Source organism: Streptomyces sp. NPDC001744 (genome assembly GCF_042892575.1).
Classification (GTDB): Bacteria; Actinomycetota; Actinomycetes; order Streptomycetales; family Streptomycetaceae; genus Streptomyces.
The window spans coordinates 74450-90665 of the sequence record NZ_JBIAUG010000026.1; the positions used below are offsets into that span (position 1 = coordinate 74450).

10 protein-coding genes and 1 pseudogene are annotated in these 16216 nt (G+C 75.4%); 8 read left to right on the forward strand and 3 right to left on the reverse strand.

Features of this window, described 5'->3' with window-relative positions; all coding sequences use genetic code 11:
• Window positions 1-2: 2 nt before the first annotated feature.
• On the forward strand, window positions 3-4634 hold the full coding sequence (locus ACFYZY_RS26390) for a hypothetical protein (RefSeq protein WP_388698709.1): 4632 nt from the start codon (window positions 3-5) through the stop codon (window positions 4632-4634).
• Between the two features lie 138 nt (window positions 4635-4772).
• Here the strand turns inward: ACFYZY_RS26390 and ACFYZY_RS26395 are convergent, their stop codons facing one another.
• Complete coding sequence (locus ACFYZY_RS26395; protein ID WP_388698712.1) at window positions 4773-5141, reverse strand: hypothetical protein; 369 nt, start codon at window positions 5139-5141, stop codon at window positions 4773-4775.
• 434 nt (window positions 5142-5575) lie between these two features.
• Between ACFYZY_RS26395 and ACFYZY_RS26400 the strand changes: the two genes are divergently transcribed.
• From ACFYZY_RS26400 to ACFYZY_RS26415, 4 genes are read left to right on the forward strand one after another with little or no spacing between them, the layout of a single operon-like run.
• Window positions 5576-8407, forward strand: coding sequence for a nitrate- and nitrite sensing domain-containing protein (locus ACFYZY_RS26400; protein WP_388698714.1), 2832 nt, complete (start codon window positions 5576-5578; stop codon window positions 8405-8407).
• Complete coding sequence (locus tag ACFYZY_RS26405; RefSeq protein WP_388698717.1) at window positions 8404-8841, forward strand: roadblock/LC7 domain-containing protein; 438 nt, start codon at window positions 8404-8406, stop codon at window positions 8839-8841. Before ACFYZY_RS26400 ends, ACFYZY_RS26405 begins: the two co-directional genes overlap by 4 nt.
• Before the next feature lie 10 nt (window positions 8842-8851).
• The gene (locus ACFYZY_RS26410) at window positions 8852-9277 is read left to right on the forward strand and encodes a DUF742 domain-containing protein (protein ID WP_388698720.1); all 426 of its coding nucleotides are present in this window, start codon (window positions 8852-8854) and stop codon (window positions 9275-9277) included.
• Window positions 9258-9863 carry an ATP/GTP-binding protein gene (locus ACFYZY_RS26415; protein WP_388698722.1) on the forward strand — a complete coding sequence of 202 codons (606 nt, stop codon included), beginning with the start codon at window positions 9258-9260 and terminating at the stop codon, window positions 9861-9863. The genes ACFYZY_RS26410 and ACFYZY_RS26415 overlap by 20 nt, the downstream gene beginning before the upstream one ends.
• Before the next feature lie 41 nt (window positions 9864-9904).
• Here ACFYZY_RS26415 and ACFYZY_RS26420 read toward each other — a convergent pair whose 3' ends face one another.
• A complete protein-coding gene (locus tag ACFYZY_RS26420; RefSeq protein WP_388698725.1) occupies window positions 9905-10744 on the reverse strand; it encodes a M15 family metallopeptidase in 840 nt (279 codons plus the stop codon).
• On the opposite strand from ACFYZY_RS26420, the gene ACFYZY_RS26425 reads away from it, so the two are divergent.
• Window positions 10743-11303, forward strand: a complete 561-nt coding sequence (locus tag ACFYZY_RS26425; protein WP_388698728.1) for an NUDIX domain-containing protein — start codon at window positions 10743-10745, stop codon at window positions 11301-11303. The two genes, ACFYZY_RS26420 and ACFYZY_RS26425, sit on opposite strands and share 2 nt — an antisense overlap.
• 156 nt (window positions 11304-11459) lie before the next feature.
• Here the strand turns inward: ACFYZY_RS26425 and ACFYZY_RS26430 are convergent, their stop codons facing one another.
• On the reverse strand, window positions 11460-13829 hold the full coding sequence (locus ACFYZY_RS26430) for a glycoside hydrolase family 31 protein (protein ID WP_388698731.1): 2370 nt from the start codon (window positions 13827-13829) through the stop codon (window positions 11460-11462).
• Window positions 13830-14043: 214 nt separating this feature from the next.
• On the opposite strand from ACFYZY_RS26430, the gene ACFYZY_RS26435 reads away from it, so the two are divergent.
• Window positions 14044-16014 carry an acetoacetate--CoA ligase gene (locus tag ACFYZY_RS26435; protein ID WP_388698733.1) on the forward strand — a complete coding sequence of 657 codons (1971 nt, stop codon included), beginning with the start codon at window positions 14044-14046 and terminating at the stop codon, window positions 16012-16014.
• Between the two features lie 103 nt (window positions 16015-16117).
• Window positions 16118-16216 (forward strand): annotated as a pseudogene (locus ACFYZY_RS26440) (IS481 family transposase); the annotation flags it as partial.

The window sequence follows — 16216 nt, forward strand, 5'->3', positions numbered from 1 at the left end:
CCATGTACGAGCTGTCCCGGGTCCGCCTCTACTCCATCGGCCCCGCCGGCGCGCGCTACGCCGACACGGTCCTGGACCTGCGCGGAGTCGGCGCCCCCGTGCCCCACCCCGCCCCCGCCCAGGCGGAGTTCTTCGAGGACGAGCCGGTCGGCCCGCCGCGCCGCCCGGCCCCCGCCGGCGTGCTCTTCCTGGAGAACGGCGGCGGCAAGTCCGTCCTCCTCAAGCTGATCTTCTCGGTCATGCTCCCCGGCCACCGCAACACCCTCGGCGGTGCCAGCTCCGGCGTGCTGCGCAAGTTCCTCCTCGCCGACGACTGCGGCCACGTCGCCCTGGAATGGCAGCACACGCTCACCGGCGAACTCGTCGTCGTCGGCAAGGCCAGCGAGTGGCGCGGCCGCCAGGTCTCCAACGACCCCCGGAAGTTCGCCGAGGCGTGGTACTCCTTCCGGCCGGGACCCGGACTGAGCCTGGACAACCTCCCCGTGGCCGAGGCGACCTCGGTCCGCCCGCCCGCGGAGGGCGTCTCCGGGGCCCGCGGCCGCCGCCGCACCATGAAGGGCTTCCGCGACGCGCTGACCGAGGCCGGAAAGGCGTACCCCCACCTGGAGGTGGTCTGGGAGGAGATCCACGACCGCTGGAACGAACACCTCGGCGACCTCGGCCTCGACCCCGAACTCTTCCGCTACCAGCGCGAGATGAACGCCGACGAGGGCGAGGCCGCCGGCCTCTTCGCGGTCAAGAAGGACTCCGACTTCACCGACCTGCTGCTGCGCGCCGTCACCGACACCCGGGACACCGACGGCCTCGCCGACCTCGTCGGCGGCTTCGGCGACAAGCTCGGCCGCCGCGCCGAACTCACCGCCGAGCGCGACTTCACCGCCGGCTCCGTGGACCTCCTGGGCCGGATCGTCGAGGCCACCGGAGTCCGGGCCCGCGCGCGTGAGGTCCACACCGCCGCCGAGCGCCGGACCCGCACCCTCGCCCGCCGGCTCTCCGTCCGCGCCGCCGGGGAACGCGGCCGGGGCGCCGAACTCGCCCAGGGGGTCACCTCCGCCGCCCACGCCGTCGCCGAGGCCGAGGAGGCCCGGGGCCGCAGCGCCCTCATCGCCGCCGAACTCGCCTACCGGCACGCCTCGCTGGCCCTGGCCGCCGCCGAGAAGGGCGCGGCCTCCCAGCGCCGCGAACTGACCGACGCCCGTACCCTGCACGCCGCCTGGCAGGCCGCCGAGACCGTGCTCCGCCACCGCGCCGCCGCCGACCGCTCCGCCCGCGTGGCCGCCGCCATCCGCGAGGCCGAACGGGACGCCGCCCCGGCCCTGGCGGCCCGCGCCGAGGCCGCCGCCGCCCTCGTACGAGCCCTGGCCGCCGCCGCCGAGGAGGGCGAGCGGCACGCCGCCGAGGAGGAGGAGCGCTCCACCGTCCTCCAGGAGGCGGGCGAGGCCGCCCACCGCGACGCCACCGCCGCCGCGACCGAGGCCCAGCGCGCCCGCAGCGAGGCCGGCCACCTGCGCCAGCGGCTCGCCGAGGTCGAGCAGGAGACCGCCGAGGCGGTACGGGCCGGCTGGCTCGACGACACCGCCCCCGACGCCGACCCGGCCCGCGCCGCGCTCGCCGCCAGCGACGCCGAGAAGACGGCGGTCGCGGCCTGGGACACCGCCCGCGAGGCCGCCCGTGCCGCCGCCGACCGCGCGCGCGAGGCCGCCGGGGCCGAGTCCCGCGCCGAACTCGCCGCCGCCCGCGCGGCCGACGCGGCCACCGCCGCCGGGAACGCCCACGACGCGGAGCGCCGCGCCGCCGAGTCCCTGGCCTCCGAGGAGCGCCTGGCGGAGCTCCTGAGCCTGCCCTCGGGCGAGTGGACGGAGGACGGCTCCGTGAAGTCCGCGCCCGCCCCCCACGAGGGACCGCTCACCGCCGCCGACCTCGACCGGTACGCCGACGAACTGCGCTCCCTGCTCGACCGGGCCGTCGCCTCCGCCGAACGGCAGCTCTTCGAACTGCGCACCGCCGCCGCCGACGACTCCCGCATCCTCGGCGCCCTCGGCGACGGGGGTCTGCTGCCGCCGGGCCCCGACGTCCTCGCCACCGTCGAGCACCTCGGCGAGCACGGCATCCCCGCCCTCCCCGGCTGGCGCTACCTCGCCCAGGCCGTGGACCCCGCCGACCACGCGCGCGTGCTCGCCGCCCGCCCCGAACTGGTCGACGGCGTCGTGATCACCGACCCCGTCTCGTACGGGCGCGCCCGCGAGGTCCTCGCCACCGCCGCCCTGCTGCCCCGCTCCGCCGTCGCCGTCGGCACCGCCGCCGCCCTGCTCGCCCCCGTACCGGCGCGCGAGGCGGACGAGGACGGCGGGGTCTTCCTCGTACCGCCGAACCCCGCCATGCACGACGAGCACGCGGCCGACGAGGAACGGCACGCCCTGCGCGCGCGTGCCGCCGCCCGCGACGAGGAGATCCGCGCCCTCGCCGCCCGTCTCGCCGGTGACCGTTCCCTCGCCGCCCGGATCGGCGCCTGGCGCGCCGACTGCCCGCCCGGCATGCTCGCCGAACTGGCCACCGCCGCCGAGGCCGCCCGCGAGACCGCCGAAGCGGCGGCCGCGGCCCTCGAGGAGGCCCGCACGGTCCGGGCCGAGGCCGACGAGACCGCGGCCGAGGCGGCCCGGATCCGCGACGAGCGCCAGGAGGCCGCCCAGCGCGCCCGCCGGGCCGCCGACGCCCTCGCGGGCCTGGCGTTCCGGCTCCGGGAACGGTCCGCCTGGCAGGCCAGGCTCCGCGAACTCGCCGACGACGCCGCCGAGGCCGAGGCCCGCGCCCAGACCTGTCTGGAGCGCGCCCGCGCCGCCGACGAGGACCGCCGCGCGGCCCAGCGCGCCGCCGACGACGCCCACCGCACCGCCCGCGCCCTGCGGGCCGAACGCGCCGAGATCGCAGGTGCCCCCGATCCGCTCCCCGAGGCGGACGCGGCCGCGCCCCGCACCGCCCTGCCCACCCTCCGCGAGGCGTACCGGGCCGCGTCCCAGCTCTACGAGAAGGTCGGCGTCGGCGCCGACCTGCGCGCCGAGCAGGCCCGCGCCGAGAGCGACGAGTCCGCCGCCCTCGCCGAGCTGAACCGCCTCACCAACAAGGTCCGCACCCGCGCCGAACAGCTCCTGGAGTCCACCGACGGCGCCGACGGTCCGTCCCGCCAGGCCGCCGCCGCCCGCGCCGAGTCCCTGGTCCAGATGCTGGAGACCCGCGCCTCGGAGGCGAGCGAGAAGCTGGGCCGGCTCCGCGGCGAGGCCGAGCGCCTCGCCCCCGAGGACGGAGCGGCCCACACCGAACTGCCCGAGGAGCTGGTGCCCGCCGACGCCGAGCGCGCCCAGGCCCTCCTGCGCACCGCGACCGCCGAACTCGCCGCCCGCAGCGCCGCCCTGGAGTCGGCCCGCGCCGCCCACGCCGGACTGCTCCGGGACCACCGGGCCGCCGAGGACGCGGCCGGCGGCTTCGACGAGACGGCCGCCCTCCTGAGGGACCTGCTCCGCGACCACGCGGACGAGGAGACGGAGGAGACCGGGCCGTACTCCGGCACCCTGGAGGAGGCCCGTACGGCGGCCGCCGAGGCGCGCCGGGCGCTGCGCGGCCGGACGGCCGAGCTGTCCGCCGCCGACGCGGCCGTGCGCGAGGCGAGCGACGTCCTCGTCCGGCACGCCAACTCCACCCGCTACGAGCAGGTGCGCACCCCGGCCCGCCAGCAGATCCGCGAACTCCCGGCGTCCGCGCTCCCCGAGCACGCCGCCCAGTGGGCCGAGGCGTTCGCACCCCGGCTGCGGGTCCTCACCGACGAGCTGGCGCAGCTGGAGCGCAACCGGGACTCGATCGTGGACCGGCTGCGCGGCCTCGTGGAGTCCTCCCTCGCCACCCTCCGCTCGGCCCAGCGGCTCTCCCGGCTCCCCGAGGGCCTCGGGGAGTGGTCAGGCCAGGAGTTCCTGCGCATCCGCTTCGAGGAGCCCGACCAGGCCACCCTCGCGGAGCGGCTCGGCGACGTCGTGGACGAGGCCACCCGCGCCGCCGTGAGGAAGAACTCCGACCTGCGCCGCGACGGCATGTCGCTGCTGCTGCGGGGCGTCCAGGCGGCCCTGGAGCCCCGGGGCGTCTCCGTGGAGATCCTCAAGCCGGACGCGGTGCTGCGCGCCGAGCGGGTGCCCGTCGGGCAGATGGGCGACGTCTTCTCCGGCGGCCAGCTGCTCACCGCCGCCATCGCCCTGTACTGCACGATGGCGGCGCTCCGCTCCAACGACCGGGGCCGCGACAGGCACCGGCACGCGGGCACCCTGTTCCTGGACAACCCGATCGGCCGGGCCAACGCCACGTACCTCCTGGAGCTCCAGCGGGCCGTGTCGGACGCGCTGGGCGTCCAGCTCCTGTACACGACGGGCCTGTTCGACACGACGGCGCTCGCGGAGTTCCCGCTGGTGATCAGGCTCCGGAACGACGCCGACCTGCGGGCCGGCCTGAAGTACATCAGCGTGGAGGAGCACCTGCGCCCCGGCCTGCCGCAGCCCGACCCGGAGGGCGAGCCGGTCCACGGCGAGATCACGGCGACGCGGATGTTCCGCCGCCACCGGTCCGACGAGCCCGCGCCGGCGGAGACCCCGTAGAGGGTCCCGGCGGGAAGGGGAGGGGCCCGTCTCCCGCCGGAACGTGCCGGCGGGAGACGGGCCCCTCCCCGTTCTCCGTTTCCCGTGACGCGGTCCCGGTCCGCTCCCGTGCGTCCCGGTCCGCTCGCCTACGTCGTCTCAGGCCGCTTCGGACAGCGGCGCCGACTCCGTCCGGCCCTCGCCGCGCCGGGGTCGCGGCGCCGGACGCGCCGTGCTGCTCGGCTCCGACACCACGCCGTTGCGCTGGCGCCACACCTGACGGGTGATCCAGATGTCCAGGACGCTCCAGGTGGCCACGATCGTCGAGGCCACCGCGGTGAGGGTGACCGGAAAGGCCAGCCACGAGCCCGCGAGACTGCAGAAGAACGCCACCACCGCCTGGACGAGGGTCACCGACGTGATCATCACGGCGCGTACGGCGGCGTCGCGCACCGGGTCGGGCATGCGCCGCCGCCCCCGCTCGTCCTCCACCCACAACTGCCCCGACGGCCGCGCCTCGTGTTCCATTGTCCTGTCACTCCCCACCGCTGAACGACTCCAGGGACGGCTGCCCGTTGCGAGCGCCTTTACGCGGACGGAACCCCCCTGCCCATGGACGTGCGGCAGAGGGAAAAGGTTTCGCCCCATCCGGGGACAACGCGGTCCCCGGACGACCGGAACGCGTAATTCCAGCCATCTCCGCATACCGGTGGAGACATTGTCCCACCAGGTGTCCTGCGCCACAGTGGCCGACCTCAACTACCCGAATAGCAGGACATCTCATGATCACCGCTCACTCGGCAGGCTGAAAATAGCCCGGAGACGCCTACGGAACGGCCGTGATGCAGTAGTAGGCTCGCGCCGCCGTTTGTTGGAACTCAAGGTCGACGCCGCGTCCCGACGCGGGACGTCACGAACGTGAAGGGCCCTCGTGACGCGCGGGGGCCGAGCTGGGGGAGGCCATGCGCTTTCGCGGGAAGTCCATCCGCAGGAAGATCGTGGCGTTGCTGCTCGTCCCCCTCGTCTCCCTCACCGGACTGTGGGGCTTCGCCACGGTCCTCACGGGCCGCGAGGCCGACCAGCTCCTCGACGTCGGCTACATCGTCGACAAGGTCGGCCACCCCCTGGAGGACACCGCCCGGGTCATCCAGCTCGAACGCCGGCAGTCGCTCGTCTACCTCGCCGACCCCCGGGGCTCCGAGGCCCTCGACTCCCTGCGCGACGCCCGCCGGGCCACCGACCGGCAGATCGACCGCGTCCGCGCCAACGCCGCCGACCCCGGCGTCCGCGGGGAGATGCGGCCCGTCACCGCCCAGCGCCTGAACACCCTCCTCGAAGCGTTCGACGGCCTCGAACCGCTCCGCCGCTCCGTGGAACAGCGCAGCGTCGGCCGCATGCAGGCCCTCGACTTCTACAACCGGCTCGTCGACCCCTGCCACAACTTCCTCCTCACCCTCCACGCCCTGGAGAACGTGGAGATGGACAAGCAGGGCCGCGCCCTCGTCGGCGTCACCCGCGCCCGCGAACTGCTCTCCCGCGAGGACGCCCTCGTACTCTCCGCGCTCGTCGCGGACCGCGTCACCGCGCAGGAGATACGCGCGATGACCGACCTCGTCGCCAACCGCCGGCAGCTCTACGAGATCAACCTCGAACTCCTGCCCGCCGCCGAGCGCGGCCGCTTCGAGACGTTCTGGCGCGGCCCCGAGACCCTGCCGCTGCGCACCGCCGAGAACGCCCTCGTCGAACAGGGCCCCACCGACAGCCCGCGCGCCGTCACCGCCGCCCGCTGGCAGGAGAGGGCGAACCCCGTCCTCGACGTCCTCGCCCGCGAGGACACCGCCGCCGGCGACCGCTACCAGGACCGCGTCCGGCCCGCCGCGTACAGCGTCCTCCTCAAGGTCGGCATCGCCGGCGTCCTCGGTTTCCTCGCCCTGCTCGCCTCGGTCTTCATCTCCGTCCGCATCGGCCGCCGGCTCGTCCGCGACCTGCGCCGCCTCCAGAAGGAGGCCCAGGAGGTCTCCGGCGTACGGCTGCCCAGCGTCATGCGCAGGCTCGCCGCCGGCGAACAGGTCGACGTCACCACCGAAGTGCCCCACCTGCGCTACGGCGAGGACGAGGTCGGCCAGGTCGGCCAGGCCCTCAACACCCTCCAGCGCGCCGCCGTCGAGGCCGCCGTCAAGCAGGCGGAGCTGCGCCGCGGAGTCTCCGAGGTCTTCGTCAACCTCGCCCGCCGCAACCAGGTCCTCCTCCACCGCCAGCTCACCCTCCTCGACACCATGGAGCGGCGCACCGAGGACACCGACGAGCTGGCCGACCTCTTCCGGCTCGACCACCTCACCACCCGCATGCGCCGGCACGCCGAGGGCCTCGTCATCCTGTCCGGCGCCGCCCCCTCCCGCCAGTGGCGCAAGCCCGTCCAGCTCATGGACGTCGTCCGCGCCGCCGTCGCCGAGGTCGAGGACTACGAGCGGATCGAGGTGCGCCGGCTGCCCCGCCTCGGCGTGGGCGGCTCCGCCGTCGCGGACCTCACCCACCTCGTCGCCGAACTCCTCGAGAACGCCACCGTCTTCTCGCCCCCGCACACCGCCGTCCAGGTCCTCGGCGAGCGGGTCGCCAACGGCTTCACCCTGGAGATCCACGACCGGGGCCTCGGCATGAACCCCGACGCCCTGCTCGACGCCAACCTCCGCCTCGCCGAGACCCCCGACTTCGAACTCTCGGACACCGACCGCCTCGGCCTCTTCGTGGTCAGCCGCCTCGCCCAGCGCCAGAACGTCCGGGTCTCCCTCCAGACCTCGCCGTACGGGGGGACCACCGCGGTCGTCTTCATCCCGGCCGCGCTGCTCACCGACGCGCCCGAGACGGAGGGCGCCGGCTTCCGGCTCGACCGCAAGGGGCCCCGCGCCGACGGCGGCACCACCGCCCTGCCCACCCGGCGCCCGGCGCTCGCCAGGGTCCCCGACGTCACCGACGCGCCCGGCCCCGTCGACGGCCCCGTCGAGCTGGAGGCCCCGCTCGGCGGCGACGGGTTCGACGCGCTCCTCGACCGGTCCGCGGACCTCCTCGACACCGAGAGCGAGCGCGGCGGCCTGTTCAGGCCCCGGAGCCGCCGCGCCGCCCCCGGCGAGCAGCACGAGCAGGCCCGGGACCGGGCCGACGGCCACGCAGGGGAGGGCGCGTCCGGCCACCGCTCCGTGCCGCTGCCGCGCCGCCGCGTCCCCACCCTCGTCGCGGACCACGGCCGCCGCGTCGACGGGCCCGACCGCGCCCGCCCGGCCCCGGACGGCCCCGGCCCGTCCCCCGACCGCGTCCGCCCCGCGACGGACGGCGTCCACCCGCTTTCCGGCCGGTCGCACCCCGCCGCCGACGGCGCGGACGGCCCCGCCCTCGTCCCCGTGCCGTCGCGGCGGCCCGTACCGCCGCGGGGCCCCGCGCGGCCGGAAGGGCCCGTACCCCCCGGGGAGCCCGCCCGCCCGGAAGGCCGCTCCGTACGGCCGGAGGACCCCGCGCCGCCGGAGGCGCCGGTCCCCTTCGACGGGCTGCCCCGCCGCGTCCGCCAGGCCAGCCTCGCGCCCCAGCTGCGCGCGGACGACCGCCCGGCGGGCCGCGCCGAAGCCGCCCGCGCGGCCACCGGGTCCGCGCCCGGCGGACCGGACCCCTTCGAACGCGACGCCGAGGAGGTCCGCGCCCGGATGGCCGCCATGCAGCGCGGATGGCAGCGCGGACGACGGCACACCACCGGCCCTGACGACCCGACAGCACCAGGAACGACACCCGAGGGGGACGGTCGATGACCGCACCGAACGCCGCAGCACCCAGCACGACCTCCGGAAACGGCGAACTGAACTGGCTCCTCGACGAACTCGTCCAGCGCGTCGGCTCCATCCGGAAGGCCCTGGTGCTCTCCGGCGACGGCCTTCCCACCGGCGCCTCCCAGGACCTGACCCGCGAGGACGGCGAGCACCTGGCCGCCGTCGCCTCCGGCTTCCACAGCCTGGCCAAGGGCGTCGGCCGCCACTTCGAGGCGGGCGCGGTGCGCCAGACGGTCGTCGAGCTGGAGGACGCCTTCCTCTTCGTCACGGCCGCCGGGGACGGCAGCTGCCTGGCGGTGCTCGCGGACGCCGACTCCGACGTCGGCCAGGTCGCCTACGAGATGACGCTGATGGTGAAGCGGGTCGGGGCCCACCTCGCGACGGCCCCCCGGACCGGACTGTCCTCGGGAGGGTGAGTGGGACGGCATGAGTGACGAAGCCGAACGGAACCGGCCGGCGGTGGGGCACGACCCGCGCCCCCACCACTGGTTCGACGCCGAGGCCGGGCCGGTGGTCCGCCCGTACGCGATGACCCGCGGCCGGACGAGCGCCGCCACCCGCCACCGGCTCGACCTGATCGCGCTGGTCGTTCCCGAACCCGCCGCCGAAGACCCCGGCCGGGACCAGACGCTCTCCCCGGAACACGTGGAGATCGTCGAACGCTGCTCCGGGCAGCCCCAGTCGATCGCCGAGCTCGCCGCCGGACTCGACCTCCCCGTAGGGGTGGTCCGGGTCCTCGTCGGCGACCTCGTCGAGGACGAACTCGTCCATGTGACCCGCCCCGTTCCGCCGGCCGAGCTGCCGGACGTGAACATCCTCCGCGAGGTGATCAATGGCCTTCGGGCGCTCTAGCCGCACCAAGCCCTTCGTCGAACCGGTGACCCTGAAGATCCTCGTCGCCGGCGGGTTCGGGGTCGGCAAGACGACGCTGGTGGGCGCGGTCAGCGAGATCAGGCCCCTGCGGACCGAGGAGGTCCTCAGCGAGGCGGGACGGCCCGTCGACGACCTGCACGGCGTCGAGGCCAAGACGACCACCACCGTCGCCATGGACTTCGGCCGCATCACCCTCCGCGAGGACCTCGTCCTGTACCTGTTCGGCACCCCGGGCCAGGACCGCTTCTGGTTCCTCTGGGACGAGCTGGCCCAGGGGGCCCTGGGCGCGGTCGTCCTCGCGGACACCCGCCGCCTGGAGGACAGCTTCGCCGCCATCGACTACTTCGAGCGGCGCGGCATCCCGTTCACGGTGGCCGTCAACTGCTTCGAGGGCGCCCAGCGGTTCCCCGCCGAGAGCGTGCGCGGCGCGCTCGACCTCGACCCCGAGGTGGAGCTGCTGATGTGCGACGCCCGGGACCGGGAGTCCGTGAAGAACGTCCTCGTGGCGGTCGTCGAGAACGCCCTCGTCCTCGCGGACCGCGCCCACGCGGCCGCCACCTCCTGACCCGGTGGAGGGTCCCCGGCCGGGGACCCTCCACCGGGGTCTCAGTGCCCGGCCACCGACCGCCGCGCCACCGGGAAGTCGAAGAACGTGTCCGGGAACGGCTCCGGTTTGAACGTGAAGTGCCACCACTCCTCCGGCAGGTTCACGAACCCCTGCTCGGCGAGCACCCCCCTGAGCAGCTGCCGGTTCGCCCGCTGCTCGCCCGTGACCCGCGGGTCGTCGGTGTGCGAGAGGGTGTCGAAGCAGTCGTACCCCGTCCCCATGTCCACGGAGTCGTCGGGGAAGCGCTCCTCCTTCGGCGCGTAGCACTCCACCAGCCGCTCGCCCGGCCGGTACGCGCGCGTGGGCCGCGCCGGCAGCCGCACGATCGTCAGGTCCACCGTCGAACCCCGGCTGTGCCCGGACTTCTCCGCGATGTAACCGTCCGCGAACAGCCTCGACTTGTCGACCCGCGGATAGAACTCCTCCTTCATCCGCTCGTCCTCCGGGTCCTTCGCCCACCGCACGAAGTGGTCGACGGCCCGCTGCGGCCGGTAGCAGTCGTACACCTTCAGCGTGTAGCCCCGGGCGAGCAGCCGCGCCTGCGCCCGGCGCAGCGCCTCCGCCGCCGGCCGGGTCAGGACGCACAGCGGCTGCCGGTAACCGTCCACCCGCTCGCCCACGAAGTTGTGCGCCGTCGCGTAGCGCATCTCCTGGAGGATCGTCGGATCGACGGAGGAGAGGGCCACGAACTCCCGTGGCGCCTTCGGCTCGGGCGCGGCCGAGGCCGGGGGAGCGGAGGCCGCGACGGAGCCGGTGACGGCGAGCAGTCCGGCGGCGGCCGTGACGGCGAGGGTACGGAGGGCGGAAGCGAGCTTCGCCGGTCCTGTCAGTCCTGTCATGGACACCGTCTATCAGTTCCGGCGGCGCCGGGAAAGGGCGATCGCGTACGGTCGGACGGTGAAGGACTCCCACTGCTCCTCCTGCGGTACGCCGTATCCGCCCGGCGCCTCCTGGCCCCGCACCTGTCCGCGCTGCGGCCACACCGCCCACCGCAATCCGCTGCCCGTCGCCGTCGCCCTCCTGCCCGCCGCGGACGCGGACGGCACGGGTCTCGTCGTCATCACCCGCGCCATCGAGCCCCACCGGGGCGGGGTGGCGCTTCCCGGCGGCTTCATCGACCACGGCGAGGACTGGCGGACCGCCGTCGTCCGCGAACTGCGCGAGGAGACCGGCATCGGGGCCGCCGCGGGGGAGGTCCGCCTCGCCGACGCGATGAGCTCGCCCGCCGGCCACCTCCTCCTCTTCGGCCTCCTCCCGCCCCGCCCGGCCACCGCCCTCCCCGCCTCGGCCCCGACGGACGAGACCCACGGCCACCACCTGCTCAGGGGCCCGGAGGACCTGGCCTTCCCGCTCCACACGGAGGCGGTGCGGAAGTGGTTCGCGGGAGAGTACGGCTGAGGGGAGGCGGACCGGGGACGCGCCCGGCCCGCGCCGCGCCCCCGGGCTCGTGCCGCCGCCCGTTCGGACCCGCCCGGTGGACGCGGGGCCCCGTGCGCCGGGTTTCCCGCGCCGGCGGAAGGGGGCACGGACCCGGCGAGCCCCGCGCCGGGTCCGTCAGAGCCCCCGCACCCGCACCGGCAGCCCCGCCTCCTCCACCCCGTCGCCCGTCACCCGCTCCACCACCACCCGGCCGTCCGACCGACGCGACTGGTACCGCTCCATCCCGGCCGGCTCCCAGCCGTCCCCCGTGTCCCGTACGACGAGCCCCCCGCCCGTCCGCCCCTCGGCGGGCGCCCACACCTCCAGGGCGAGCCCGGCGTCCCCGTCCCGCACCGGAAGCACCGCACCGGCCCTGGCGAGGACCGGCACCCGCGACAGCGGCGCGTCGAGCAGCACCTGCCCGGGCCCTTCGTACGCCCGCCCCGTCGCCGTGTCGTACCAGCGTCCGCGCGGCAGCCGTACCGCCCGCCGGTCGGCGCCGCGCGTCAGGACCGGTGCCACGAGCAGCGAGTCGCCGAGCAGGAACGCGTCCTCGCAGTCCCGCAGCGCCCGGTCCTCCGGCGTCCCCCACCACACCGGCCGGACGTACGGCGCGCCCGTCGTCCGGGCGAGCCGCGCCAGGGTGATGAAGTACGGCCGCAGCCGCTCGCGTTCGGCCAGCGCCGCGCGCGCGTGCTCCAGGACCCCGGGCCCGTACTCCCACGGCTCGCGCGGACCGGGGCCGTCCCCCGCCCGCGTGCCGAACAGCGGGAGCCACGCCGCCAGCTGGTACCGGCGCAGGAACAGCTCCGGCGACGGCCCGTCACCGGGACCGCCCGCGAGGGGACCCGCGTACGGCACCCCGCACAGTCCGAGCCCCAGGACCCGGGCGAGCGAGGCGCGCAGCCCCGGCCACCCCGCCGGAGTGCCGTCCGCCCAGGTGCCCCCGTACCGCTGCATGCCCGCCCAGCCGGAACGCGAGAGCACGAAGGGCCGCTCTCCGGGCCGCGCCCGGCGCAGCCCCTCGTACCCGGCCCGCGCCATCGTCAGGCCGTACACGTTGTGCGCCTCCCGGTGGTCGCCGCCCCGGCCGTCCAGCGCGTGCCGCGCCGAACGCGGCAGCGCCGGGTCGCCGGACGGGACGGGACGGACCGGCTCGTTCCGGTCGTACACCACCCCGGAGCAGCCTTGTTGGAGCCGCTCCCCGCACAACCCGCCCCACCACTCCCGCACCGACGGATCGGTGAAGTCCGGGTAGGCGCACGCGCCCGTCCGCGCCGTCCCGAGGACCTCCCCGCCCCGGGCGCCCCGGACGAAGGCGTCCACCGCGCGCCCGCCGTCGTACACCGGGTTCCCGGGCTCCGCCCGCACCGCCGGGTCCACGACCGGCACCAGCCGTACGCCCCGCTCCCGCAGCTCCGCCGCGAGCCCGGCCGGATCGCGCGGACCGGGGAGCCGCCGCCGGCCGCCGCCCCGCTCCCCGCCGTTCCGCTCCCCGTCGTCCAGATGGACGGCGGAGAGCGGCATGCCCCGCTCCCGGTACTCGTCCACCGCCCGCAGCACCTCCGCCGTGCCGCCCGACTCCCCGCGCGCGTACTGCGGGCCGAGCGCCCAGGACGGCGGGAGCGCGGGCGCGCCCGTCAGCGCCGCCCAGCCGTGCAGCACGCGCGCGGGGGTGCCGACCACCACCCAGCAGCGCAGCGGGCCGCCCTCCATCCGGAGCTCGCCGGTACCCGGCCGGTCGTGCCCGGACCCGGCGCCCTCCTCGCCCTCCGCCAGGGTGAGCCGGCCGTCCCAGGAGTTGTCGTGGAACGCCAGGTGCGTACCGGCGTCCGAGACCACGAACTGCACCGGCATGGTGACGGACGGCGGTTCGCCGCCGGCGGCCGCCGTGTTCCACAGCCGGTACGAGCCGTCCCGCAGCCGGGGACCGTCCGGCCGTCCGCCGAGCCCGAAGAAGCGCGCGTCGGCCGGGACCTCGCTGCGCTGCGCCCAGCGGGCGGCCCCGGAGCCCTCCGGAGCCCCCGGGGCACCCCCGTCCGCCACGGGCTCCCACCAGCGCGGCGGCAGGTCCCGCCGGAGCATCAGCCCGCCCGGCGTGCGGATCTCCACCGCCCCGTACCGGGAGACCGCCACCGTCACCCGTTCCGACACGATCCGCCACCCGCCGTCCGTGTCCGGTTCCAGGGACGCCCGGGGGTCCGGCTCGGGCGTCCCGCCGGCCAGGGCGTACGAGGGCAGCGGCCCGGCGCCGTCCCACCCCCAGAAGACCGTGCCGCCCGCCGACACGCACAGGCGCAGCGACGACCGCGCGAACCGGATCGTCCCGCCGCCCGGCGCGGGCTCCGCCGCCGTCGCGGGTCCCGGCACCCGGGCCCGCTCCGGCCCCCGGAGCGGCAGCCCCCACGCGTCCGTACGACGCGGCCGCCACACCGAACGCACCGCCCGCAGGCCCCCCGCGGAACCGAACACCTTCACCGAACGCAGCAGTCCACGACCGTTCATGCAGCTCACCCTGCCATCCGCCGGAGGCGTCGGAAGCTCCGTTCAGCCGCCGTTCACCCGTGGTGGGGGCACATGTTCAACCGGCCGACCATGGGCGGGCAGACCTGGTGCGAAAGACGATCACATGGCATCGTCCTGTCAGCCGTGTCACGCGCACACCCCAGCACGTGCGCGGGACACACGCAGACCCCGCGTACAGCCAGGGAGCCGCCCCATGACATCAGCGCAGACCGAGCCGCTCTGGCAGCCGGACGAGGAACGCATCGCCACGGCCGCCGTCACCCGCTTCCAGTCCTGGGCCGCCGAACACCACGGCGCCCCGGCCGGGGGAGGGTACCCGGCGCTCCACCGCTGGTCGGTCGAGGAACTCGAAGCGTTCTGGCGGGCGGTGGTCGAATGGTTCGGCATCCGCTTCTCCACCCCGTACGAGCGTGTCCTGGGCAACCGCTCGATGCCCGGCGCCGACTGGTTCCCCGGGGCCACCCTCAACTACGCCGAGCACGCCCTGCGCACCGCCGACGAGCGCCCCCACGACACGGCCCTGCTCCATGTGGACGAGACACATGAGCCCACACCGGTCACCTGGGCCGAGCTCCGCCGCCAGGTCGGCTCCCTGGCCGCCGAACTGCGCGCCCTCGGCGTACGTCCCGGCGACCGGGTCAGCGGCTACCTGCCCAACGTCCCGCAGTCCGTCGTGGCCCTCCTCGCCACCGCCGCCGTCGGCGGCGTGTGGACCTCCTGCGCCCCGGACTTCGGCGCCCGCAGCGTCCTCGACCGCTTCCAGCAGGTCGAGCCGGTCGTCCTCTTCACCGTCGACGGCTACCGCTACGGCGGCAAGGAGCACGACCGCCGCGACACCGCCGCCGAACTGCGCGCCGAACTCCCGACCCTCCGCGCGGTCGTCCACGTCCCGCTCCTGGGCACCCCGGCCCCCGAAGGGACCCTCGCCTGGGACGACCTGGTCGCCTCCGACGCCGAACCGGTCTACGAGCAGGTCCCCTTCTCCCACCCCCTGTGGGTCCTGTACTCCTCCGGCACCACCGGCCTGCCGAAGGCCATCGTCCAGTCCCAGGGCGGCATCCTCGTCGAGCACGTCAAGCAGCTGGGCCTCCACTGCGACCTCGGCCCCGACGACGTGTTCTTCTGGTACACCTCCACCGGCTGGATGATGTGGAACTTCCTCGTCTCCGGCCTGCTCACCGGAACGACGATCGTCCTGTACGACGGCAGCCCCGGTCACCCCGACACCGCCGCCCAGTGGCGCGTCGCCGAACGCACCCGCGCCACCCTGTACGGCACCTCCGCCGCGTACGTGATGGCCTGCGCCAAGGCGGACGTGCACCCCGGCCGGGACTTCGACCTCTCGGCCGTGAAGTGCGTCGCCACCACCGGCTCCCCGCTGCCCCCCGACGGCTTCCGCTGGCTCCACGACGAGGTCCGCGAGAACCTCTGGATCGCCTCCGTCAGCGGCGGCACGGACGTCTGCTCCTGCTTCGCCGGAGCCGTCCCCACCCTCCCGGTCCACGTCGGCGAACTCCAGGCGGCCGGTCTCGGCACCGACCTCCAGGCATGGGACCCCTCCGGCAGGCCCGTCATCGGCGAGGTCGGCGAACTCGTCGTCACCAACCCCATGCCGTCCATGCCGATCCACTTCTGGAACGACCCCGACGGCAGCCGCTACCGCGACAGCTACTTCGAGATGTTCCCGGGCGCGTGGCGCCACGGCGACTGGATCACGATCACCGACCACGGTTCGGTCGTCATCCACGGACGTTCCGACTCCACCCTCAACCGGCAGGGCGTCCGCATGGGGAGCGCCGACATCTACGAGGCCGTGGAACGCCTCCCGGAGATCCGCGAGTCCCTGGTCATCGGCCTGGAGGAGCCGGACGGCGGCTACTGGATGCCGCTCTTCGTCCACCTGGCGGAGGGCGCCGCCCTCGACGCCGAACTGGTCGACCGCATCAAGCGGACCATCCGCGCCGAACTCTCGCCGCGCCACGTCCCCGACGAGATCATCGAGGTCCCGGGCGTCCCGCACACCCTCACCGGCAAGCGCATCGAGGTCCCGGTCAAGCGCCTCCTCCAGGGCACCCCCCTGGCCAAGGCCGTCAACGCCGGCTCGGTCGACGACCTCGGCCTCCTCCACTTCTACGAGACGCTGGCCGCCAACCGCCGGGGCTAGGTGTATTGATCACGAGCGTTGTTGACACGGCCGTGGTCTTGAACATGGCGAAGACCTCCGGTGGGGTGGGAGCTGTCTAGGAACTCACCGCACGGAGGTCTTCGTGTCCCACCGTAATGCCCGGCTGACGGTCTTCGGTAGGAGACTGCTGGTCGAACGTGTCTGCTCAGGCCGTCCGGTCGCCCATGTGGCCGCCGAGATG